The sequence below is a fragment of the Streptomyces sp. Tek67B01 genome (assembly GCF_055231995.1).
Genome location: NZ_JBUYUY010000001.1, coordinates 5,711,381 through 5,732,713 on the forward strand (window position 1 = coordinate 5,711,381; position 21,333 = coordinate 5,732,713).

At 72.7% G+C, this 21,333-nt stretch carries 21 protein-coding genes; 15 read left to right on the plus strand and 6 right to left on the minus strand.

Annotation, left to right across the window (positions count from 1 at the left end):
- Positions 1–62 precede the first annotated feature (62 nt).
- Positions 63–1,319 carry a glycoside hydrolase family 10 protein gene (locus tag ACV7NM_RS25655; RefSeq protein WP_463412489.1) on the plus strand — a complete coding sequence of 419 codons (1,257 nt, stop codon included), beginning with the start codon at positions 63–65 and terminating at the stop codon, positions 1,317–1,319.
- Positions 1,320–1,360: 41 nt separating this feature from the next.
- Here the strand turns inward: ACV7NM_RS25655 and ACV7NM_RS25660 are convergent, their stop codons facing one another.
- The gene (locus ACV7NM_RS25660) at positions 1,361–1,558 is read right to left on the minus strand and encodes a DUF1918 domain-containing protein (protein WP_190185235.1); all 198 of its coding nucleotides are present in this window, start codon (positions 1,556–1,558) and stop codon (positions 1,361–1,363) included.
- A gap of 56 nt (positions 1,559–1,614) precedes the next feature.
- Positions 1,615–2,520 (minus strand): DMT family transporter, encoded by a 906-nt coding sequence (locus ACV7NM_RS25665; RefSeq protein WP_463412490.1) that lies wholly within the window; start codon positions 2,518–2,520, stop codon positions 1,615–1,617.
- Between ACV7NM_RS25665 and ACV7NM_RS25670 the strand changes: the two genes are divergently transcribed.
- Together ACV7NM_RS25670 and ACV7NM_RS25675 are read left to right on the plus strand one after the other, a co-directional pair.
- Entirely contained in the window at positions 2,519–3,961 is a 1,443-nt protein-coding gene (locus tag ACV7NM_RS25670) for an aminotransferase-like domain-containing protein (protein ID WP_463412491.1), read from the plus strand. The genes ACV7NM_RS25665 and ACV7NM_RS25670 overlap by 2 nt on opposite strands.
- Positions 3,962–4,018: 57 nt before the next feature.
- Positions 4,019–4,777 carry an N-acetyltransferase gene (locus ACV7NM_RS25675; RefSeq protein WP_463412492.1) on the plus strand — a complete coding sequence of 253 codons (759 nt, stop codon included), beginning with the start codon at positions 4,019–4,021 and terminating at the stop codon, positions 4,775–4,777.
- 32 nt (positions 4,778–4,809) lie between these two features.
- Here ACV7NM_RS25675 and ACV7NM_RS25680 read toward each other — a convergent pair whose 3' ends face one another.
- Both ACV7NM_RS25680 and ACV7NM_RS25685 read right to left on the minus strand, forming a co-directional pair.
- Positions 4,810–4,944 carry a hypothetical protein gene (locus ACV7NM_RS25680; RefSeq protein WP_463412493.1) on the minus strand — a complete coding sequence of 45 codons (135 nt, stop codon included), beginning with the start codon at positions 4,942–4,944 and terminating at the stop codon, positions 4,810–4,812.
- Positions 4,945–5,018: 74 nt separating this feature from the next.
- Positions 5,019–6,398 (minus strand): MFS transporter, encoded by a 1,380-nt coding sequence (locus tag ACV7NM_RS25685; protein ID WP_463412494.1) that lies wholly within the window; start codon positions 6,396–6,398, stop codon positions 5,019–5,021.
- Positions 6,399–6,482: 84 nt separating this feature from the next.
- On the opposite strand from ACV7NM_RS25685, the gene ACV7NM_RS25690 reads away from it, so the two are divergent.
- From ACV7NM_RS25690 to ACV7NM_RS25720, 7 genes are all read left to right on the plus strand, one after another.
- Positions 6,483–7,052: a CGNR zinc finger domain-containing protein gene (locus ACV7NM_RS25690; RefSeq protein WP_463414067.1), complete on the plus strand. Its 570-nt coding sequence runs from the start codon at positions 6,483–6,485 to the stop codon at positions 7,050–7,052.
- A 190-nt stretch (positions 7,053–7,242) separates the two neighbouring features.
- A complete protein-coding gene (locus ACV7NM_RS25695; protein ID WP_463412495.1) occupies positions 7,243–8,301 on the plus strand; it encodes an MBL fold metallo-hydrolase in 1,059 nt (352 codons plus the stop codon).
- An 81-nt stretch (positions 8,302–8,382) separates the two neighbouring features.
- Complete coding sequence (gene argC, locus ACV7NM_RS25700) at positions 8,383–9,411, plus strand: N-acetyl-gamma-glutamyl-phosphate reductase (protein ID WP_463412496.1); 1,029 nt, start codon at positions 8,383–8,385, stop codon at positions 9,409–9,411.
- Between the two features lie 37 nt (positions 9,412–9,448).
- Positions 9,449–10,627: a bifunctional glutamate N-acetyltransferase/amino-acid acetyltransferase ArgJ gene (gene argJ / locus ACV7NM_RS25705; protein ID WP_463412497.1), complete on the plus strand. Its 1,179-nt coding sequence runs from the start codon at positions 9,449–9,451 to the stop codon at positions 10,625–10,627.
- Positions 10,624–11,562, plus strand: a complete 939-nt coding sequence (gene argB / locus ACV7NM_RS25710; RefSeq protein WP_463412498.1) for an acetylglutamate kinase — start codon at positions 10,624–10,626, stop codon at positions 11,560–11,562. Before argJ ends, argB begins: the two co-directional genes overlap by 4 nt.
- On the plus strand, positions 11,559–12,812 hold the full coding sequence (locus tag ACV7NM_RS25715) for an acetylornithine transaminase (RefSeq protein WP_463412499.1): 1,254 nt from the start codon (positions 11,559–11,561) through the stop codon (positions 12,810–12,812). The genes argB and ACV7NM_RS25715 overlap by 4 nt, the downstream gene beginning before the upstream one ends.
- A gap of 7 nt (positions 12,813–12,819) precedes the next feature.
- Positions 12,820–13,383 (plus strand): arginine repressor, encoded by a 564-nt coding sequence (locus ACV7NM_RS25720; RefSeq protein WP_463412500.1) that lies wholly within the window; start codon positions 12,820–12,822, stop codon positions 13,381–13,383.
- Positions 13,384–13,422: 39 nt separating this feature from the next.
- Here the strand turns inward: ACV7NM_RS25720 and ACV7NM_RS25725 are convergent, their stop codons facing one another.
- Positions 13,423–14,112 carry a L,D-transpeptidase family protein gene (locus ACV7NM_RS25725; RefSeq protein WP_463412501.1) on the minus strand — a complete coding sequence of 230 codons (690 nt, stop codon included), beginning with the start codon at positions 14,110–14,112 and terminating at the stop codon, positions 13,423–13,425.
- Between the two features lie 186 nt (positions 14,113–14,298).
- On the opposite strand from ACV7NM_RS25725, the gene ACV7NM_RS25730 reads away from it, so the two are divergent.
- Positions 14,299–15,492 (plus strand): argininosuccinate synthase, encoded by a 1,194-nt coding sequence (locus ACV7NM_RS25730; protein WP_463412502.1) that lies wholly within the window; start codon positions 14,299–14,301, stop codon positions 15,490–15,492.
- Between the two features lie 110 nt (positions 15,493–15,602).
- Positions 15,603–17,030, plus strand: coding sequence for an argininosuccinate lyase (gene argH / locus ACV7NM_RS25735; RefSeq protein WP_463412503.1), 1,428 nt, complete (start codon positions 15,603–15,605; stop codon positions 17,028–17,030).
- Between the two features lie 54 nt (positions 17,031–17,084).
- Here argH and ACV7NM_RS25740 read toward each other — a convergent pair whose 3' ends face one another.
- The gene (locus tag ACV7NM_RS25740) at positions 17,085–17,594 is read right to left on the minus strand and encodes an HAD domain-containing protein (protein ID WP_463414068.1); all 510 of its coding nucleotides are present in this window, start codon (positions 17,592–17,594) and stop codon (positions 17,085–17,087) included.
- Between the two features lie 98 nt (positions 17,595–17,692).
- Between ACV7NM_RS25740 and ACV7NM_RS25745 the strand changes: the two genes are divergently transcribed.
- The 3 genes from ACV7NM_RS25745 (at position 17,693) to ACV7NM_RS25755 (ending at position 21,328) form a co-directional block, all read left to right on the plus strand.
- Positions 17,693–18,244 (plus strand): TetR/AcrR family transcriptional regulator, encoded by a 552-nt coding sequence (locus tag ACV7NM_RS25745; RefSeq protein WP_463412504.1) that lies wholly within the window; start codon positions 17,693–17,695, stop codon positions 18,242–18,244.
- Positions 18,241–19,785, plus strand: coding sequence for an MFS transporter (locus ACV7NM_RS25750; RefSeq protein WP_463412505.1), 1,545 nt, complete (start codon positions 18,241–18,243; stop codon positions 19,783–19,785). The genes ACV7NM_RS25745 and ACV7NM_RS25750 overlap by 4 nt, the downstream gene beginning before the upstream one ends.
- A 67-nt stretch (positions 19,786–19,852) precedes the next feature.
- Complete coding sequence (locus tag ACV7NM_RS25755) at positions 19,853–21,328, plus strand: membrane-associated oxidoreductase (RefSeq protein ID WP_463412506.1); 1,476 nt, start codon at positions 19,853–19,855, stop codon at positions 21,326–21,328.
- Positions 21,329–21,333: the final 5 nt, after the last annotated feature.

Here is a 21,333-nt window from a genome sequence, read left to right on the forward strand (position 1 = left end):
GGCCCGGGGCGGGCATGCTGGGCGAACGCGAGCGATGTCACAGAACGGAACGGAGCCGTCACATGGCGCACATCGGACGACGCAGGCTACTGGCCGGAGCGGCGGGCCTGCTGGCCGCCGGGGCCGCGGCGGGGCCCGCACGGGCCGCGCGGGAGTCCGCGGCCGAGCGCCGCGGGGCCGCCGCCGCGGGGGCCCCCGCCGAGTTCCGCGGCATGTGGATCGCCTCGGTGGAGAACGTCGACTGGCCTTCGAAGACCGGACTGTCCGCCGACCGGCAGCGCTCCGAACTGCTGGCCCTGCTCGACACCGCCGTCGAGCGCCGGCTGAACGCCGTCGTCCTCCAGGTCCGGCCGACGGCGGACGCCCTGTGGCCCTCGCCGTTGGAACCGTGGTCACAGTGGCTGACCGGGACACAGGGTCGCGACCCCGGCTGGGACCCGCTGGGTACGGCGGTCGCCGCCGCGCACGAGCGGGGGCTGGAGCTGCACGCCTGGTTCAACCCGTACCGGGTGGCCAACCACACCGACCCCGATCGGCTCGCCCCCGGCCACCCCGCCCGCCGCAACCCCGAGTGGGTGGTTGCGTACGGCGGGAAGCTGTACTACAACCCCGGGCTGCCGCAGGTGCGGCGGTTCGTGCAGGACGCCATGGCCGACGCGGTGGCCCGCTATCCGGTGGACGGGGTCCACTGGGACGACTACTTCTACCCGTATCCCGTCCAGGGCGAGGACTTCGACGACGACGCGGCGTTCGAGGAGTACGGCGGTTCCTTCGACTCCCGCGCCGACTGGCGCCGGAACAACACGGACAGCCTGGTGCGGGAGATGTCCGAGCGGCTGCGCCGCATCCGGCCCTCGACCCGGTTCGGCGTCAGCCCGTTCGCCGTCTGGCGCAACGACGACGTCGACCCGCTGGGCTCGCGCACCCGCGCGGGCGTGGGGACGTACGACGACCTGTACGCGGACACCCGCAAGTGGGTCAAGGAACGCTGGATCGACTACATCGTGCCGCAGGCCTACTGGCAGCTCGGTCACCCGAGCGCCGACTACGCCGAGATCGTGCCCTGGTGGGCCCGCACCGTCGCGGGGACAGGGGTGAGCCTGTACGTGGGGGAGGCGCTGTACCGCTGCGACGCCGACAGCGCGACCGAAGCCTGGCGCGACCCCGCGGAACTGTCGCGGCACGTGAGCTTCGCCAAGGGCCACCCCGAGGTCCGCGGCCACGTCTACTTCTCGGCGAAGCAGGTGGTCGCGGACCCCAACGGGGCGATGGCCCGGGTGGTCGCCGATCACTATCCGACGCCGGTGCCACCGCGCTGAACCCGGCCGCGGTCAGGGCTCAGGAGTGAAGGAGAGGAGGGTCACTGGGGGGATTCGGTCGGGTGCTTCACCACGCAGTCGGGGCCCGGTGACATCACGGCCTCGTGCCCGTCCTGGAAGCGGACCCGGTAGGGAGGAGTGCCGTTCTCTCCCAGGACCTGCGTGATCTCTCCGACCTTGTCGTGCTGGCCCACGATCCTGCCGTGCTGCACCAACTGGTCGCCCTCGGTCGCGCGCATAGCTGACCTCCTCGGTGGCGGTCCGATCCGTGCTAGCAGTTTAGGCCGATACGCCCCTATTTGACCCGTTGGGTCACTGCGATGCAGACCAGGACCGCGCAAGCTGCCACCGGCGCGGCCGGCGACAGCCGCTCGCCCAGCAACGCGACCGACCACACGAGTGTCAGCAGGGGCTGGGCGAGTTGGAGCTGACTGGCCCGGACGGCGCCGATCTCCGCCATGCCCCGGTACCAGACGTACAGGCCGAAGAAGGAGGACCCAGCCGCGACCCAGACGAGCCCGGCCACCCCGTGCCAGTTCAGGTGCACCGGCTCGTACGCGAGCCCGACCGCCGAGCCGACCAGCCCGACGGGCAGGCAAAGCACCAGCGCCCAGCCGATCACCTGCCAGCCGGGCAGCACCCGGGCGAGCCGTCCGCCCTCCGTGTAACCGGCCGCGCACACCAACAGCGCGCCGAACAGGTACAGGTCGCCGGTCGAGAGCGAACCGCCGCTCTGGCCGAGGGTGAACCCAAGTACGACCGCCGCCCCGGCGACGGCGGCGGCCCAGAAGCGGCCCGAGGGCCGGGCCCCGGTGCGCAGCGAGGACACCACCGCCGTGGTCAGCGGCAGCAGTCCCACCACGACGGCGGCGTGCGAGGTGGTGGAGGTCTGGAGCGCGAGCGTGGTCAGCAGGGGGAAGCCGACGACGACCCCCAGCGCCACGACCGACAGCCCCGCCCAGTGCTCGCGTGCGGGCAGCGGCACGCGAAGGGCGAGCAGGAGGCCACCCGCCACCACGGCCGCGAGGACGCCGCGCAGGGCGACGAGCGACCAGGGGCCGAAGCTCCCCAGGCCCCAGGCGGTGCCGGGGAAGGTCAGGGAGAAAGTGGTGACGCCGAGCGCGGCCAGAGCCGTTCCGCCCCTCACCGATCCCCGGACCGCTATCGGGGAGGTGAGAGTAGCGCTATTGTGTGCTGTCATGTATGAGCGTAGCAGTGTGGCGGCCTTGGCAGAATCCCTGCGGGGGGAGCTCAACCGCTACTCGGTCGGTGGAAAGCTGCCGTCCAGTCGCGCCCTGGTGGAGCGCTACCGGGTCAGCCCCGTCACCGTCTCCAGGGCCCTCGCGCAACTCGCCGCCGAAGGGCTCGTGGTCACCCGGCCCGGTGCCGGGGTGTTCCGCGCGCAGCCCCGTACGTCGGCCCCCGCGCCCGGGGACACCTCGTGGCAGGAGGTCGCCCTCACCGCCGAGGGCGCCGGGGACGTCGTGCCGCGTTCCGTCGACGCATCCGGGGTCCTGGTGACGCTCGCGGCGCCGCCACCCGGGGTGATCGAGCTGCACAGCGGCTACCTGCACCCCTCGCTCCAACCCGAGCGGGCCATGGCGGCGGCGCTGGCCCGGGCCGGGCGGCGCCCGGGGGCGTGGGGGCGAACGCCCGTGGAGGGGCTGCCCGAGCTGCGCGACTGGTTCGCCAGGGAGATCGGCGGCGCCACCCGGGCCCTCACCGCGGCCGACGTCCTGATCACCGCGGGTGGCCAGAGCGCGCTGACCACCGCGCTGCGGGCGCTCGCGCCGCCCGGGGCGCCGATCCTGGTGGAATCGCCGACCTACCCCGGCATGCTGGCGATCGCCCGCGCCTCGGGGTGCCGGCCCGTGCCGGTCCCGGTCGATTCCGACGGGGTCCGGCCGGAGCTGCTGGCCGCCGCCTTCGAAGCGACGGGCGCGCGGGTCTTCGTATGCCAGCCGCTGTTCCAGAACCCGACCGGCGCCGTGCTGGCCGGGGCGCGGCGCGCCGAGGTGCTCCGGATCGCGCGGGCCGCCGGGGCGTTCGTGGTCGAGGACGACTACGCGCGGGCGCTGGCCCACGAGGACGCCGGAGCGCTGCCGCCCACGCTCGCCGCCGAGGACGAGGACGGGGTGGTGGTCCACGTACGGTCCCTGACCAAGGTGACCTCGCCCAGCCTGCGGGTGGGGGCGCTGGCCGCCCGGGGCCCGGTGCTGGACCGGCTGCGCGCCATCCAGGTCGTGGACAGCTTCTTCGTGCCCCGGCCGCTCCAGGAGGCCGCCCTCGAACTGGTCGGCGCGCCCGCATGGCCGCGCCACCTGCGCGCCGTCGCCGCCGAGTTGCGCCACCGCCGGGAAGTGCTCGCGGGCGCGCTGCGCCGGGAGCTGCCCGCCCTGGAACTGCCGCACCTGCCGTGCGGCGGCTACCAGTTGTGGGTCCGGCCGGGGGAGGGCACCGACGAGGCGGCCTTCGTGGCGGCCGCACTGCGGGCGGGCGTGGCCGTCGCCCCGGGCCGGTCGTACTTCTGCGCGGAACCGCCGGGCCCGTACGTGCGGCTCAGCTTCGCCGGGGTCGCGGCCGCGGCCGAGCTGACGGAGGCGGTCCGGCGGCTGCGGGACGGCCTGGGCGGGCGGCCCTGAACGCGGTCGCGCGATAAAGGGATTGAGGCGGACCCCTCGCCGCCCTAGCCTCCGGGCATGACCGGCATCGTGATCACCACCCTCGCCCAGCGCCCCGAACTCGCCGAGCGCCTCTGGGGCATGAAGAGCCCCTGGCCGGCGTTCGCCGCCCACGACCCCCTGTCCTCGCTGCTGTACCCGTGGATGGTGGCGGAGCTTGCGGAGTACGTGTTCATCGCCACGGACGCCGAGGAGGTGATCGCCCGGGCGTTCAGCGTGCCCTTCGCCCTGCACGCCGACGGTCGCGGCGGCCGGCTGCCGGCGCGGGGCTGGGACCAGGTCCTGATGTGGGCCTTCGCGGACCGGCGGGCCGGGATCGAGCCGGACACGGTCAGCGCCATCGAGATCACGGTCACCCCCGACCGGCAGGGCGAAGGCCTGTCCGGGCGGATGCTCGCCGCCATGCGGGACAACGCCCGGGCGCACGGTTTCGCGGAGGTGGTGGCGCCCGTGCGGCCGAACGGGAAGCCGGCCGAGCCGGACACCCCGATGGGGGAGTACGCGTACCGCACCCGCGAGGACGGGCTGCCCGCCGACCCCTGGCTGCGGGTACACGTGCGGGCGGGGGCCGTCATCGACTCGGTGGCCCCGCTGTCCATGACGATCAGCGGCTCACTGGAGCAGTGGCGGACGTGGGCGGGCCTGCCGTTCGACACGCCCGGTCCGGTGCGGGTGCCCGGCGCCCTCGTCCCCGTCCACTGCGAACCGGAACACGACCACGCGGTCTACGTCGAACCGAACGTATGGGTCCGCCACCCGCTCGACCGGCCCGCTTAGCGGCAGCCGCGGGGGCCGGTCGCAGGCCGGTCTCAGGCTTCCGGGGGCGGCTCGGCGGTCACCTCGACGGGGTCGGGCGCCGGTCGGGAGACGAGGTCCTCGAAGGCGCCCATCCCGATCAGGAACAGCATCATCAACACAGGTACGCACAGGGCTGCGAAGAGCACGAGAGCCTCCCCATGGGGACCCGAAGGAACTCCGCCTGGCTTGGCCGGTCCGGCCGCGTCGGCGGGGGCCAAGCTCAGTGTGCGTCCGAACGGGGTGCCCTGCATCTCGGCGGCCCCGCGCTCATCGGCGCAGGCCGGAGCCGGAGCCGGGGCCTGGGCAGGAACCGGAGCCTGGGTCGGGATCGGGGTCGGGGTCGGGGTCGGGGTCGGAACCGAAACCCGCATCCGCGCCGGAGCCTGGGCCCGTACCGGAGCCGACCCGTACGGTCGGCGCGGCGGCCACCGCCCGGGGCCGCGGCGCGCGGCTGACGAGCGGTCCGACCACGAGGAGTTGGACGGCGGCGAGGGCGAGGCACAGACCCGCCGTCGCGACCCACAGGGCGGCGACCCCCGGCATGGGCGAGGAACTGGGTGGCGGTGACCGGGGCGGCGGTCGTGGCGATGCCCCAACTGATGCCGTACGCGGCGAGGTAGCGGTCCGTACCGCCCGGCGGCGCGAGCCCGGCCACGACGCCGAACGCCCGGCCGAGGACGAGCACGTCGCCCAGACTCCACACCGCGGTGGCCACCGCGAACCCGGGCAGGGTGTGCGCGACCGCGTAACCCGCCAGGCCGATCGCCATCATGGAGTAGCCGAGGGCGAGCGCCGCCGAGGCGGGCAACGCGGCGAGTCGGCGCAGGCGCAACGCCGGCTGGGCCGAGACGGCGGTCACGGCCGAGACGGCGAACAGCAGTCCCGCGTCGGCCGGCTCGAAGCCGGACCGGGCGAGGCCGAGCGGCAGCGCGACGACGATCTGCATCGACACCAGCGCGAAGGCGCTGCCGGCGAGGAACATGGCCCACAGCGCCCGGTCCCGCCACGGCCGGACCGGCTCCGGGCACCCGCCGGGTCCGGCGGAGGCCCGGAAGGGGCGGTCTGCGGGCAGTGCCAAGCGCAGGATCAGCGCACAGACCAGGCAGGTGAGCGCGTCGGCGACGAACAGCCGGCATAGGTCCGACCGGCCGAGCGCCGCCGCGATCAGGCCGGCGCCGATGCCGCCGGCGGCGAGCGCGGCGCCCAACAGGCTGAACGCGCGTACCCGCTCGGCGGGCCCCACGGCGTCCGCGATCATCGCCTGGCTAGGCGGCTCGTACAGCTCGAAGGCGAGACCGAGCAGGATCGCGAAGGCCGCCACCGCGGCCAGGGAGCCGGCCGTGGCGATCCCCAGCTGCGCGAGGGCGCATCCCGTGAGGCCGAGCACGATCGTGCGCCGCCGCCCGAGGCGGGCCGCCAGGCGGCCGCCGGCCAGTCGGGAGGGGATCGTCGCGAGGCCGAAGGCGGCGGAGAGCAGGCCGGCGGTGGTGGCGCCGGCGCCGAAGTCCGTACTGATCAGGACGGTCAGGAAGGGCAGGGAGAAGGCGCCGAGTCGATTGATCGCCCGAGCCGCCACCAGCAGCCATACGATCCGTGGCATGTCCACCCACCCCTCACGTAACTGTCGAACCGGCTAATGTCAGTCACGGGAACGCTAGCCATGGAAGGAGTGACTGGTCAAGTGATGTTCGACAGTCACGTTGCGGTACTGCTCGACCAAGCCGTCGCGCTCGTGAACGCGTTGACCGACGGCGAGGCGCGCGGCCGCCCGTACGTCACGCCGGGCGCGGCGGACCTGCCGGGGGTGATCGAAGCCGCCGTGGGGCGGGCCGCCGCCTCGCTGCCGCGCGACATCGACGCCGCGCAGGCGGACTACATGGTCGGGACGGCGCGCCGGATGCGCGAGGTCTTCCGGGCGATGCAGGACGGGGAGCCGGACGTCGCCGCCCGGGCGGTGAACGCCCTGCTGCGCGACACCGCCGCGCGGCCCCGGCTGGACCGCGCCGCCGGCGGGGGGTGGCAGGTGCACTTCCATGGCCCGGACGACTCCTTCGCGGCGGGATGCGGCGCCAGTTGCGCGACCGCGCTGGCCCTGGCGGTGGGCGGGGGCCTCGCCGGCCGGCTCGGCGTGTGTCGGGCCGACCGCTGCGACCGCGTGTACGTCGACACCTCCCGCAACGCGGCGCGCCAGTACTGCTCCACCGCCTGCCAGAGCCGCACCAAGGCCGCCGCCTTCCGCGCCCGAAACGGGTGACCGGGCGCCCGGGGTGAGCGGGGCGTCCGGGGTGGGCGTGGCGTCCGGGGTGGGCGTGGCGTCCGGGGTCGGCGGCTCCCCGGGGACACCGCGTGGGGTGCGGCGTAGGCTCGTCGGCAGGACTGGTGGCCGACATCGCCGACATCTTCGAATGGGCGGCGACGGCTCGCCCGGGACCGCGGGAGGGCTCATGACCGCGCTCGGTGACCTGATCGGGATCGACGAACGGACCGTGCTGGTGCGCGGTCAGGAGATGGATCTCGGACGCGACCAGCCGGACGTCGCCAACGCCCTCGTGCACCGCAGTGGCGACACCCTGGTACTGGTCGACACCGGCGTCACTCCGGCGTTCCGCGCGGCACTGCGGGAGGCGATCGACCGGGTGGGGCGCTGGTCCCGGGCCCTGGTGCTGACCACGCACGGCCATCCCGACCACGTCGCCAACAACGACCTGGCCGACGAGCTGGGTGTGCCGGTGGAGCACTACGTCCCGGCCCCCGACCTCGACCAGATGCGGGACCCGATGTCGTACTGGGTGCGGTCCTTCGAACGCATCGCGGGGTTGGCGCCCCTGCCCGCGCCCGCCCCGGCGGCGGACGGCCTGTTGTCCCTCTTCCGGCCCATGCGCCCCTTCGGCGCGACGACCCGTACCTACGAGGGGCGACCCCTGGAGCGGATACGGATCGGCTCGCTCCGCTTCACCGGCTGGTCCTTCGTCGACGGCGCCGTACGCGTACTGCGCAGCCAGGGTCACTGCGCCGGGCACGTGATCGTGTACCTGCGCGACTGCGGCGTACTGCACCTGTCGGACGAAGACAACGGACCCTGCGGGGCGATGATCGACGCCGACCAGTTCAAGATCCAGACCACCCTCGGCGCCGTCGCCCGCCTGCTGGAGGAGGGGGAAGCCGCACTCCTCGCCGACGGGCACACCTTCGTACTGCGCCGTGGCGTCGAGGCCGTCTCCCATCTGGACGGCCTGCTGGAGCAGGCCGCGGCGCTACAGGCGGCGGCGCTCGGGCTGACGGACGGGAGCGAGCGGGTCCGGCCGAGCGCGTTCACCGCCCGGTACGCGCAAGCCGTTGCCGCACTGGGGGGCGGCGGCGCCAACCCGAACGCGATGTTCACGGCCATGATGGCGATCAACCAGCTCCGTGAAATCGGGCTGCGGCCGGAGTCCGACGCCATGGACGCGCCCTGGTCCCGGCCCCCTCTCGACCAGCCGCCGCCGCACCCGCCCGGGCCGTGATCCACAGCGTCTCCGACCGAGGGAGGCCTTTGCATAAAACTGCGAAGAACCGTATAGTCATGCCATCGAGGAGGAGGTCCGATGGTGGTACGTGTAGCGGTGGCCGGAGCGAGCGGATACGCGGGCGGTGAAGTCCTGCGCCTGCTCCTCGCGCACCCCGAGGTGGAGATCGGCGCGCTGACCGGCAACACCAACGCGGGACAGCTCCTCGGCGCGCTCCAACCGCACCTCGTACCCCTCGCGGGCCGGACGCTGGAGGCGACCACCCCCGAGGTGCTCGCCGGGCACGACGTCGTCTTCCTCGCGCTGCCGCACGGCCAGTCCGCCGCCGTCGCCGCGGAGCTCGGCGAGGACGTGCTCGTCGTCGACATGGGCGCCGACCATCGGCTCAAGGACTCCGCCGACTGGGACGCCTTCTACGGGGCGCCGCACGCCGGCACCTGGCCCTACGGGCTCCCCGAACTCCCCGGCGCACGCGCCGCGTTGGAAGGGAGCAAGCGCATCGCCGTCCCCGGCTGCTTCCCGACGGCCGTCTCGCTCGCCCTCTTCCCGGCGTACGCGGCCGGCCTCGCCGAGCCCGAAGCCGTGATTGTCGCCGCCACCGGCACCTCCGGCGCGGGCAAGGCGCTCAAGCCGCACCTGCTGGGGTCCGAGGTCATGGGCTCCGTCACCCCGTACGGGGTGGGCGGCGGCCACCGCCACACCCCCGAGATGGTGCAGAACCTGAGCCCGCTCGCCGGAGAGCGGGTGTCGGTCTCCTTCACCCCGACCCTCGTGCCCATGGCCCGCGGCATCCTCGCCACCTGCTCGGCGAAGGCGCTCCCCGGCATCACGGCCGACGCGGTCCGCGCCGCGTACGAGAAGGCGTACGCCGACGAGCCCTTCGTCCACCTCCTTCCCGAGGGGCAGTGGCCCGCCACCCAGTCGGTGCAGGGCTCGAACGCCGCGCAGATCCAGGTCGCCTACGACGGCTGCGCCCGGCGGATCATCGCGATCAGCGCCATCGACAACCTCACCAAGGGCACCGCCGGCGGAGCGGTGCAGAGCATGAACATCGCCCTCGGGCTGCCCGAGCAGCTCGGGCTCTCCGCGGTCGGAGTCGCTCCGTGAGCGTCACCCCCGAGGCCACCACGAACAAGGAGATGCAGTGAGCGTCACGGCAGCACAGGGATTCACGGCCGCGGGCATCGCCGCCGGGATCAAGGCGAACGGCAACCCGGACCTGGCCCTCGTGGTCAACAACGGGCCGCGTCTGGCCGCCGCGGGCGTCTTCACCTCCAACCGTGTCAAGGCCGCGCCCGTCCACTGGTCCGAGCAGGTCCTGCGCGGCGGCACCGTCAGCGCGGTGGTCCTCAACTCCGGCGGCGCCAACGCCTGCACCGGCCCCAAGGGCTTCCAGGACACCCACGCCACCGCCGAGAAGGTGGCCGCCACGCTCAACGGGCACGGGCACGGGCACGGCGTCGAGCACAACGCCGGCGAGATCGCCGTCGCCTCCACCGGGCTGATCGGTGTGCTGCTCCCCATGGACAAGCTGCTCCCGGGCATCGACACGGCGGCGGCCGCCCTCTCGGCCGATGGCGGCGAGGCCGCCGCCATCGCCATCAAGACCACGGACACCGTCCACAAGACGGCCGTCGTCAGCCAGGGAGGGTGGACGGTCGGCGGCATGGCCAAGGGCGCGGGCATGCTCGCCCCGGGACTGGCCACCATGCTCGTCGTCCTCACCACCGACGTCGACCTGGACGGCGCCACCCTGGACAAGGCGCTGCGCGCCGCCACCCGCACCACCTTCGACCGGGTCGACTCCGACGGCTGCATGTCCACCAACGACACGGTGCTGCTGCTCGCCTCCGGAGCGTCGGGCCGCGTGCCCGCGTACGAGGAGTTCGCGGAGGCCGTGCGGGCCGTGTGCGCGCACCTGGCCCGGCAGCTCATCGGGGACGCGGAGGGCGCGAGCAAGGACATCCGCATCGAGGTCATCGGCGCGGCTAGCGAGGACGACGCGGTCGAGGTCGGCCGCTCCATCGCCCGCAACAACCTCCTCAAGTGCGCCATCCACGGCGAGGACCCCAACTGGGGTCGGGTGCTCTCCGCGATCGGCACCACCAAGGCCTCCTTCGACCCGGACCGGTTGAACGTCGCCATCAACGGCGTGTGGGTCTGCAAGAACGGCAGCGTCGGCGAGGACCGCGACCTGGTCTCGATGAAGGACCGCGAGGTCCGCATCACCGCCGACCTCGCCACCGGTTCCCAATCCGCGGTCATCTGGGCCAACGACCTCACCGCCGAGTACGTCCACGAGAACAGCGCGTACAGCTCATGAGCGACGACAAGGCCGGACAGCCCGGCACCGGAACCGCGCGCAAGCACACCGCGCTGCCCAAGGCGCAGATCCTCATCGAGGCGCTGCCCTGGCTGACCCGGCACAACGGCAAGGTCGTCGTCATCAAGTTCGGCGGCAACGCCATGATCGACGAGGACCTCAAGGCGGCCTTCGCCCAGGACGTGGTCTTCCTGCGCCAGGCCGGCCTCAAGCCCGTCGTGGTGCACGGCGGCGGCCCCCAGATCAACGCCCAGCTCGACAAGCAGGGCCTGGTCAGCGAGTTCAAGGCGGGCCTGCGCGTCACCACCCCCGAGGCCATGGACGTCGTACGGATGGTGCTGGCGGGTCACGTCCAGCGGGAGCTGGTCGGCCTGCTCAACCAGCACGGGCCGCTCGCCGTCGGCATGACCGGCGAGGACGCCCACACCATCACCGCCGTCAGGCACAGCCCGCGGATCGACGGCGAACACGTCGACATCGGGCGGGTCGGTGAGATCACCGCCATCGACACCGGCGCGATCGAGGCCCTGCTGGCGGACGGCCGCATCCCGGTCATCTCCTCCATCGCGCGCAGCGCCGACGACCACCACGTGTACAACGTCAACGCCGACACGGCGGCCGCGGCGCTCGCCGCCGCGCTCGGAGCCGAGACGTTGATGGTCCTCACCGACGTCGAGGGCCTGTACGCGGACTGGCCCGACAGCGACGAGGTCATCAGCCGGCTGACGGTGAGTCAGCTGGAGAAGCTGCTGCCCGAGTTGTCCAGCGGCATGGTGCCCAAGATGGAGGGCTGCCTGCACGCCGTCCGCGGCGGTGTCAGCACCGCGCGCGTGATCGACGGCCGGGTCCCGCATTCGATCCTGCTGGAGATCTTCACGGACGAGGGCATCGGCACCATGGTCGTGCCCGACGCACAGGGAGGGGAACCCCGATGACCGGCACGACCGGAAGCCAGGACACCGGCTCGACCGGAAACCAGGACTACGCGGCCCGCTGGCAGGGGGCGCTGACCAACAACTACGGCACCCCGGCGCTGGCCCTCCTACGCGGTGCGGGCGCGCGGGTATGGGACGCGGACGGAAAGCAGTACACCGACTTCGTCGGCGGGATCGCCGTCAACGCCCTCGGGCACGCGCACCCGGCGGTCGTCGCGGCGGTGACCGCCCAGATCTCCACCCTCGGCCACGTCTCCAACCTGTACGCCTCCGAACCGGTGCTCGCGCTCGGCGAGCGGCTGCTCCAGCTCTTCGGGCGCCCCGGCCGCGTCTTCTTCTGCAACTCCGGCGCCGAGGCCATCGAAGCCGCCTTCAAGATCGGTCGGCTCACCGGGCGCACCCACATGGTCGCGACCGACGGCGGCTTCCACGGCCGGACCATGGGCGCGCTCGCGCTCACCGGCCAGCCCAAGAAGCAGGACCCCTTCCTGCCCCTGCCCGGCGACGTCACCCACGTCCCCTACGGCGACGTGGAGGCCCTGCGGGCCGCCGTCACCGAGGAGACCGCGCTGGTGGTGATCGAACCGATCCAGGGCGAGAACGGTGTCGTCGTCCCCCCGGCCGGCTATCTGACGGCCGCCCGCGAGATCACCCGGGCCACCGGGACGCTGCTCGTCCTCGACGAGGTGCAGACCGGCATCGGGCGCTGCGGCCAGTGGTTCGAGCACCAGGCGCACGAGGGCGTGGAGCCGGACCTCGTCACGCTCGCGAAGGGACTGGGCGGCGGGCTGCCGATCGGCGCGGTGGTCGCCTTCGGCCCGGCCGCCGACCTGCTCCAGCCCGGACAACACGGCACCACCTTCGGCGGGAACCCGGTCGCCTGCGCCGCCGGACTCGCCGTGATCGACACCATCGCCGCCGACGGACTGCTGGACCGGGTCAAGGCGCGCGGGGAGCGGTTGCGCTCCGGAATCGAGGGCTGTGGGCACGGGCTCGTCGCGCACGTCCGCGGCGCGGGCCTTTTGCTGGGTATCGTGCTGACCGAGCCGCTCGCACCGCTGGTGCAGAAGGCGGCTCAGGACGCCGGCTTCCTGGTCAACGCGCCCGCCCCCGACGTCGTACGGCTCATGCCGCCGTTCGTACTGACCGAGGAGGAGGCGGACGCGTTCGTCCGGGTGCTGCCGGGCGTCCTCGACGCGGCCCGCGCCGCGTCGGACGGGGCCAATGGGGACGGACGAACCGGGGAATGAGACGACGATGAGTCAGGCGCAGGAACACGAGCCCTGGGGATCCACCCAGACGGAGTCCGGGGGCGGCCCGTCCGTTCCGCAGACCCGCACCGCCCGCCACCGCCGGATCGTGGACATCCTCAACCGGCAGCCGGTCCGGTCGCAGAGCCAGTTGGCCAAGCTGCTCGCCGACGACGGGCTGAGCGTCACCCAGGCGACGCTCTCCCGGGACCTCGACGAGCTGGGCGCGGTCAAGATCCGCAACACGGGCGGCGAGCTGATCTACGCGGTTCCCAGCGAGGGCGGCTTCCGCACCCCGCAGGCTCCGCTCGGCGAGTCGGCGAAGGAGGAACGCATGCGGCGCCTCTCCGGGGAACTGCTGATCTCGGCGGAGGCGTCCGCGAACCTCGTGGTCCTGCGCACCCCGCCGGGTGCGGCCCAGTTCCTCGCCTCGGCGATCGACCAGGCGGAACTCCAGTCGATCCTCGGCACGATCGCCGGGGACGACACCCTGATGCTGATCAGCCGCGACCCGGCGGGCGGCCAGGCCCTCGCGGACCACCTGCTCCGGCTGGCACAGAAGGAGAGCTGACCCGCCCGGCGCCGACCGGGCCCCGTGCGCCGACCCGGCCTAGTACCGCGTCACGGCCAGGGGCCCGGTCTCCGTACCGATCACGATGTGCGGGTGCCTGCGCGGGTTCGCCCAGCGCAGGACCGCCCGCATCGTCCGCTCCGGGACGGATACGCAACCGGCCGTCGCGCCCTTCCCGTTGACGTGCAGGAAGATCCCCGCGCCCCGGCCGCGCACGGGCCGGTCGTAGTTGAAGCCGACGACCAAGGCGTGCGCGTACTGCTTCTCGTACCCGGCCAGGTGCTCCGCCTCGCCGGGCGCGCAGTCCGCCGGCAACGGCTCCACCCAGCGGTTGTAGCTGCCCGAGGCGTTGTCCTGACACCACCAGGAGCGGTCCGACGCCCTGCGGTAGGGGTACTCCGTGCCCGCCGGGGCGTGCGCGAGACCGAAGGCGTAGGGCAGGTCGTACAGCCCGGCCGGGGTGGTGTTCGCCCCCTGGACCCGGCTCGCCCCCTCCGCCAGCCCGTTCGCCCCGAACCGCGCGGGAGCCCGCCCCTCCTCGTACCACCGGCCCGCGCGCCGGTCCCACCAGGTCAGCCACCCCACGTCGGAGCCCGCCGAGGGCGCGACGGCGACGATGAGCTGACTGCCGCCGCCGGTGTCGGCGAGACGGGCGGGCAAGGGCGTCGAGCCGTGGGGCAGCAGGCAGGCGACCACCAGCGACCCGGCGAGGAGAGCGGTACGCAGCACGCCCCAGACGCTACGCCCGCCCCCGCCCCACCCCCGGCAGACAGGCCGCCCCCTCACCCACCGGGCCCACGTTCCCCACGGCTGCGAACCTCCGCCGGCGACGGACCTCGGCGTCTGTCGATTGACGAAACATACGGAGCAGTGCATAGTTATGCCTGTTGTTGCTTGCGCCGTGAGGAGAAGCCCGTGACCGAGCGCGTCGTACTCGCCTACTCAGGCGGCCTTGACACCTCCGTCGCCATCGGCTGGATCGCCGAGGAGACGGGCGCCGAGGTCATCGCCGTCGCCGTGGACGTCGGTCAGGGCGGTGAGGACCTGGACGTCATCCGCAAGCGCGCGCTCGCCTGCGGCGCCGTCGAGGCCGAGGTTGCGGACGCCAAGGACGAGTTCGCCGAGGAGTACTGCCTCCCGGCGATCAAGGCGAACGCCCTCTACATGGACCGCTACCCGCTGGTCTCGGCGCTCTCCCGGCCCACGATCGTCAAGCACCTCGTCGCCGCCGCCGAGAAGCACGGCGCGACGACCGTCGCCCACGGTTGCACCGGCAAGGGCAACGACCAGGTCCGCTTCGAGGCCGGTATCGCCGCCCTCGGGCCCGACCTCAAGTGCATCGCCCCGGTCCGCGACTACGCCATGACGCGCGACAAGGCCATCGCCTTCTGCGAGCAGAAGAACCTCCCGATCGCGACCACCAAGAAGTCCCCGTACTCCATCGACCAGAACGTCTTCGGGCGCGCCGTCGAGACGGGCTTCCTGGAGGACATCTGGAACGCCCCGATCGAGGACATCTACGAGTACACCGCGAACCCGGCGACCCCGCGCGAGGCAGACGAGGTCGTCATCTCCTTCAAGGAGGGCGTCCCGGTCGCCGTCGACGGCGAGCCCGTCACCGTGCTCCAGGCCATCCAGCGGCTCAACGAGCGCGCCGGCGCCCAGGGCGTCGGTCGGATCGACATGGTCGAGGACCGTCTCGTCGGCATCAAGTCCCGCGAGGTGTACGAGGCTCCGGGCGCGATCGCCCTGATCACCGCCCACCAGGAGCTGGAGAACGTCACCGTCGAGCGTGAGCTGGCCCGCTACAAGCGGCAGGTCGAGCAGCGCTGGGGCGAGATGGTCTACGACGGCCTCTGGTTCTCCCCGCTCAAGCGCGCCCTGGACGGCTTCATCAACGAGGCCAACCAGTACGTCACCGGCGACATCCGGATGACGCTGCACGGCGGTCGCGCCGTCGTCACCGGCCGCAAGTCGGACGTGTCGCTGTACGACTTCAAGCTGGCCACCTACGACTCGGGCGACACCTTCGACCAGTCGAAGGCCCAGGGCTTCATCGAGATCTTCGGCCTGTCCTCGAAGATCGCCGCGCGCCGCGACCTCGCCTGAGCCGATTCGTTTCACACAGTACGAAGGTCACGCCGTACCAAGGCCGGCTCCCTGTTTCCCTCCGCGACAGGGAGCCGGCCGTACATCCACCCTCTTGAGGAGCAGTAGCTGTGAGCAGCAACAACGGTGACGTCCGGCTCTGGGGCGGCCGGTTCGCCGACGGCCCGGCCGAGGCCCTGGCCAAGCTGTCCGCGTCCGTCCACTTCGACTGGCGCCTCGCGCCCTACGACATCGCCGGCTCCCGTGCCCACGCGCGCGTGCTCGCCAAAGCGGGCCTGCTCACGACGGACGAGCTCGACCGCATGATCGCGGGCCTGGACCGGCTCGAAGCCGACGTGGCCGACGGTTCCTTCACCGGCACCATCGCCGACGAGGACGTGCACACCGCCCTGGAGCGAGGCCTGCTGGAGCGGCTCGGCGCCGACCTCGGCGGCAAGCTGCGCGCCGGCCGGTCCCGCAACGACCAGGTGGCCACCCTCTTCCGGATGTACCTGCGCGACCACGCCCGGATCGTCGGCGGTCTGCTCGCCGACCTCCAGGACGCGCTGGTCGGACTCGCCGAGGCGCACGCCGACGTGGCCATGCCGGGCCGCACCCACCTCCAGCACGCGCAGCCGGTGCTCTTCGCCCACCACGTGCTGGCCCACGTGCAGTCCCTGTCCCGGGACGCGGAGCGGCTGCGCCAGTGGGACACCCGCACCGCGGTCTCGCCGTACGGCTCCGGCGCCCTGGCCGGCTCCTCGCTGGGCCTGGACCCGGAGGCGGTCGCCGCGGACCTCGGCTTCGAGCGCGGGTCGGTCGGCAACTCCATCGACGGCACGGCCTCGCGTGACTTCGTCGCCGAGTTCGCCTTCATCACCGCGATGATCGGGATCAACCTGTCCCGGATCGCGGAGGAGATCATCATCTGGAACACGAAGGAGTTCTCCTTCGTGACGCTGCACGACGCCTTCTCCACCGGGTCGTCGATCATGCCGCAGAAGAAGAACCCGGACATCGCGGAGCTGGCGCGCGGCAAGTCGGGCCGCCTCATCGGCAACCTGACCGGCCTGCTCGCCACCCTCAAGGCCCTCCCGCTCGCGTACAACCGCGACCTCCAGGAGGACAAGGAGCCGGTGTTCGACTCCTGCGACACCCTGGAGGTGCTGCTGCCCGCCTTCACCGGCATGATGGCGACGCTCACCGTCAACCGCGAGCGGATGGAGGAGCTGGCCCCGGCGGGCTTCTCGCTCGCGACGGACATCGCGGAGTGGCTGGTCAAGCAGGGCGTGCCGTTCCGGGTCGCGCACGAGGTGGCCGGCGAGTGCGTCAAGGAGTGCGAGGCGCTCGGCATCGAACTGGACGAGCTCACGGACGCGCAGTTCGCGAAGATCTCGGAGCACCTGACGCCGGAGGTCCGCACGGTCCTCAACGTCAAGGGCGCCCTCGCGTCCCGCAACGGTCGCGGCGGCACCGCGCCGTCGGCGGTGGCGACCCAGCTGACCGAGCTCAAGGCGGACCTGGTCATCCAGCACGCCTGGGCCGCGCACAAGCAGTAGCCGCGTCCCCGTCAGGGGCGGCCGGAGCACCCGCTCCGGCCGCCCCTGCGTCGTCTACGCCGCCCACGCCGCGAGCGCTTCGAAGTCCGCCGGGAGCAGCCCGACCCGCTCATCGATCCGCATCAGCAGCGCCGGCGCCGGGTGGAGCCGGTCGACGTACTCCCGGTCCATGGCCGTGATGTCGTCGTCGACCCACGCGAACGACCGGCGCCCCGCGTACTCCAGGACGTACTGCGTCTTCCAGAAGGTGCCGCGCGGCGCCCGCCCGTGCATCTGCGGCCAGTCGATGAACGGCAGCCGCGGCAGTCCCAGGTGCGGTCCTATCCAGTCGTTGGCCTCGTCCTTCCAGGTCGTCGCCCAGACCAGTTCGTACGTGTCCGCCGGCGCGAGCAGCTCCGCGCCGTGACCCCGGTTCAGCCACACCCGCAGGGGCCGGCGGCTCTCGGCCTCCGACCAGCCCCTCGGGCGCATCCGGTGGGTGCCGTAGCCCTCGGGGCGGCGCTGGGGCTTGGCCGCGTAGGGGTTCAGCGGTCCGTCGACGTCGATCAACAGCAGCGGCTTCAGCGGTTCCATCTCGGCATGATTCCCTCCGGGCGCCGCCATGGCAGCCCATTTCCGCAAGGAATGAGACATCAACGTCTCATTTGGGGTACAGTTGTCTCATGGCCATGGATCGTGACCAGGTGCTCCGCGACGCGGCGGCCCTGCTCTCCCGCAAATCGACCGCGACGATGGACGAGGTCGCCCGCGCCGCCGGCATCGGGCGGGCGACCCTCCACCGACACTTCGCCGGACGCGACGCCCTCGTACGGGCCCTGGAGGAAATGGGCATCCGCGAGTTCGAGGTGGCGTTCGACAAGGCCCGCCTCGGCGAGGGAACGGCCGTCGAGGCGCTGCGGCGCCTCATCGCCGAGACGGAGCCCAACGCCCAACTGCTGGCCTTCCTCGTCACCGAGAACCAGCTCTTCGAGGGCGATCAGGTCCACGAGGGGTGGGCCCGGCTCGACGCCCGCGTCAGCGCCCTGTTCCGGCGCGGCCAGGACGAGGGGTCCATCCGGATCGACCTGAGCCCCGCCTGGCTCACCGAGGCCCTCTACGGCCTCATCGGCACCTGCGCCTGGGCCGTCATGGACGGCCGGGTCGCGGCCAAGGACTTCCAATACATGATCACCGAGCTGTTGCTCGGTGGCGCACGACGGAGTGTGGAGAAATGACCCGTACCGAACAGCTCACGCGACAGAGGGACGCGGAGGTGACGAGCGGCGGCCGGTGGCTCGCGCTCTGCGTGCTCGTCCTGGCCGTGCTGCTGGTCGCGGTCGACGCCACCGTACTCGGTCTCGCCACCCCCTCCCTCAGCGAGGACCTGGAGCCGTCCGGCACCCAACTGCTGTGGATCGGCGACATCTACTCCTTCGTCATCGCCGGTCTGCTCGTCTCCATGGGCTCGCTCGGCGACCGGATCGGCCGCAAGAAACTGCTCCTCATAGGCGCCACCGCCTTCGGCGCCGTCTCCGTGCTGAACGCCTGCGCGACCAGCCCCGAGATGATGATCGCCGCCCGGGCGCTGCTCGGCGTGGCCGGTGCGACCCTCATGCCGTCCACCCTCGCGCTGATCCGCAACATCTTCCACGACCCGAAGGAGCGCAGCCTCGCCATCGGGATCTGGGGCGCCACCGCCTCGGCGGGCGCCGCCGTGGGGCCGGTCGTCGGCGGGGCCCTGCTCCAGCACTTCTACTGGGGCTCGGTCTTCCTCATCAACCTGCCCGTGATGGCCGTCCTGGTCGTCGTCGGCGTCAAGCTGCTGCCGGAGTCCAAGAACCCCGTCGCCGGTCCCTGGGACCTGCCCAGTGTCGGCCTCTCGCTGATCGGCGTCATCGCTGTGGTCTACGCGGTCAAGGAAGTCGCCACCCACGGCGTCACCTGGGCGGTCGGTGGCACCGCCGTCCTCGGCGCCGGAGCCCTGTACGCCTTCGTACGGCGCCAGTTCACGCTGAGCGCGCCGCTGCTCGACATGCGGCTGTTCAAGCACCGGGGCTTCTCCGGCGCTGTCCTCGCCGACCTGCTCACCGTCTTCGGGCTCTCCGGACTCGTCTTCTTCCTCTCCCAGTTCCTCCAGCTCGTCCAGGGACGCGACCCGCTGGAGGCGGGCCTGGCCGAACTGCCCGCCGCCATCGGCGCGGTGGCCACCGGATTGCTCGCCGGCCGCTACGCCCGCCGGTACTCGGTCCGCGTCATCGTCAGCGGCGGCCTCGCCGCCATCGGCCTGGCCCTCGGCGCGCTCACCCTGCTCCACAAGGAGAGCGGCTACCCACTGCTCGGCGCGGCCCTGCTCGTCGTCGGCCTCGGCGCCGGTTTCTCCTTCACCGTCACCGCCGACGTGATCCTCTCCAGCGTTCCCAAGGAACAGGCCGGTTCGGCCTCGGCCGTGTCCGAGACCGCCTACGAGCTGGGCGCCGCCCTCGGCATCGCCCTGCTCGGTTCCGTCGTGACCGGCGTCTACCAGGGGTTCACCGCCCCCGCCTCGGTCCCCGCGCCGGTCGCCGAGGCGGCGCACGAATCGCTGGGCGGCGCCGTCGAGGCGGGCCGGATGCTGGACCCGCAGACCGCCGGGGCGATGGTCGGCGCGGCCCAGGACGCCTTCGTCGACGGGCTCCGCTTCGCCTCGGGAGTCGGCGCGGCCGTCCTGCTGGCGACCGCCGCGGCCGCCTGGTTCCTGCTCCGCGGCCAGGAACTCCAGGACGGCGTGGAGCGCTGAGCCGCACCAAGGGATGCCGTTCCGGCCAAAGTTGACACCCCGTCGACGCGCCGGACACCATCCCGCGATGGAGATCAACGATCTGACGCCCGCCGAACGCCGCGTGTGGGACGCCTTCCCGCGCGGTGAGGCCGTCGACTTCCGCGAAGAGCCCGAGGACAGCTCCGTCGACGGGGCCGGGTGGGGACCGGACCGCACCGTCCGCGCCGAGGTGCTCCGGGCCCTCCTGCTCGGCGCCGGGCCGGTCGAAGAGGGCCAGGTCGCGGGACTCAAGGTCAAGGGCGCCCGGATCACCGGCCCGCTCGACCTCAGGTACGCTGTCGTCGACCACCCGATCCGGCTGCGGGACTGTTTCTTCGAGCGCAAGCCGCTCCTGTACGGGGCCCAGTTGAAGGCGCTCGTCCTCGGCTACTCGACCCTGCCCGGCCTGACCGCCGCCACCGTACGGGTCGAGGTGGTCCTGCGGCTCTCCTGCTGCCGGATCACCGGGCCAGTCCGCCTCCAGGGCGCGCGGATCGCCGGTGGTCTCTTCCTCCAGGGAGCCGTGATCGAACCGGCCCCAGGCCAGGAGGAGGGCGAGGCCGCGCTCCAGCTCAACCACGCCGAGATCGGCACCGACATCATCGCCAACGATCTCACCGTCCACGGCCAACTGCGCCTGAACGGCGCCATCGTGGGCGGACAGGTCCAGCTCGACGACGCCCGCCTCCTCGCCCCCGGCGCGATAGCCCTGCACGCCGAGACACTGACCGTCGGAACCGACCTGCGTGCCGCCCGGCTACACGCCCGCGGCATGGTCAACCTCACCGGATCGCGCATCCCGGGGCAGGCCATGTTCACCCGCGGCGACCTCGCCAACCCCGGCGGCACCGCCCTGCGGGCCTCCAGCTGCTCCATCGGCGAGCTGTGGCTGCGCCGGTGCCCGCCGATCCGGGGCGCTGTGAACCTGCGCCGGTCCACCCTCGACATGCTCCACATCGAGCCGCAGAGCTGGCCCGAACGGATCGCCGTCGACGGCCTCACCTACCGCACCCTCAGCCCCCACCTGCCCGCCGAGCAGCGGCTGCCCGCGCTGGAGCGGGAGGAGTCGGGGTACCTCCCGTACGCCTACGAGCAGCTCGCGGCGGCCTACCGTACGGCCGGCGACGAGGAGGCGGCCCGGACCGTCCAGCTCGCCAAACTACGCCGGCACCGGAGCACGCTGCCCCGGCACGCCAGGCTCTGGGGCCTGCTCCAGGACGGCACGGTCGGCTACGGGTTCCGCCCGCTGCGCGCGGCGCTCTGGCTGCTGGCGCTGCTGGTGACGGGCTCGCTCGCGTACGCCCTCCACCATCCCCGGCCGCTCAAGCCGGGGGAGGCCCCCGACTTCAACCCGGTGTTCTACACCATCGACCTGATGCTGCCGATCATCGGCTTCGGCCAGGAGGAGGCCTTCGCGCCGGGCGGCTGGTACCAGTGGCTGTCGTACCTGCTGATCGTGACCGGCTGGGTCCTCGCCACCACGACCGCGGCGGGCGTCAGCCGGTCACTGCGGCGGCAGTAGCGGTC

Coding starts and splice junctions, on each gene's coding strand:
- ACV7NM_RS25720 (WP_463412500.1), top strand. CDS start 12,820: ATGAGTCAGGCGCAGGAACACGAGCCCTGGGGATCCACCCAGACGGAG.
- ACV7NM_RS25675 (WP_463412492.1), top strand. CDS start 4,019: ATGACCGGCATCGTGATCACCACCCTCGCCCAGCGCCCCGAACTCGCC.
- ACV7NM_RS25715 (WP_463412499.1), top strand. CDS start 11,559: ATGACCGGCACGACCGGAAGCCAGGACACCGGCTCGACCGGAAACCAG.
- ACV7NM_RS25745 (WP_463412504.1), top strand. CDS start 17,693: ATGGCCATGGATCGTGACCAGGTGCTCCGCGACGCGGCGGCCCTGCTC.
- ACV7NM_RS25755 (WP_463412506.1), top strand. CDS start 19,853: ATGGAGATCAACGATCTGACGCCCGCCGAACGCCGCGTGTGGGACGCC.
- ACV7NM_RS25750 (WP_463412505.1), top strand. CDS start 18,241: ATGACCCGTACCGAACAGCTCACGCGACAGAGGGACGCGGAGGTGACG.
- ACV7NM_RS25695 (WP_463412495.1), top strand. CDS start 7,243: ATGACCGCGCTCGGTGACCTGATCGGGATCGACGAACGGACCGTGCTG.
- ACV7NM_RS25665 (WP_463412490.1), bottom strand. CDS start 2,520: ATGACAGCACACAATAGCGCTACTCTCACCTCCCCGATAGCGGTCCGG.
- ACV7NM_RS25655 (WP_463412489.1), top strand. CDS start 63: ATGGCGCACATCGGACGACGCAGGCTACTGGCCGGAGCGGCGGGCCTG.
- ACV7NM_RS25670 (WP_463412491.1), top strand. CDS start 2,519: ATGTATGAGCGTAGCAGTGTGGCGGCCTTGGCAGAATCCCTGCGGGGG.
- ACV7NM_RS25690 (WP_463414067.1), top strand. CDS start 6,483: ATGTTCGACAGTCACGTTGCGGTACTGCTCGACCAAGCCGTCGCGCTC.
- ACV7NM_RS25685 (WP_463412494.1), bottom strand. CDS start 6,398: ATGCCACGGATCGTATGGCTGCTGGTGGCGGCTCGGGCGATCAATCGA.
- argC (WP_463412496.1), top strand. CDS start 8,383: ATGGTGGTACGTGTAGCGGTGGCCGGAGCGAGCGGATACGCGGGCGGT.
- ACV7NM_RS25660 (WP_190185235.1), bottom strand. CDS start 1,558: ATGCGCGCGACCGAGGGCGACCAGTTGGTGCAGCACGGCAGGATCGTG.
- argB (WP_463412498.1), top strand. CDS start 10,624: ATGAGCGACGACAAGGCCGGACAGCCCGGCACCGGAACCGCGCGCAAG.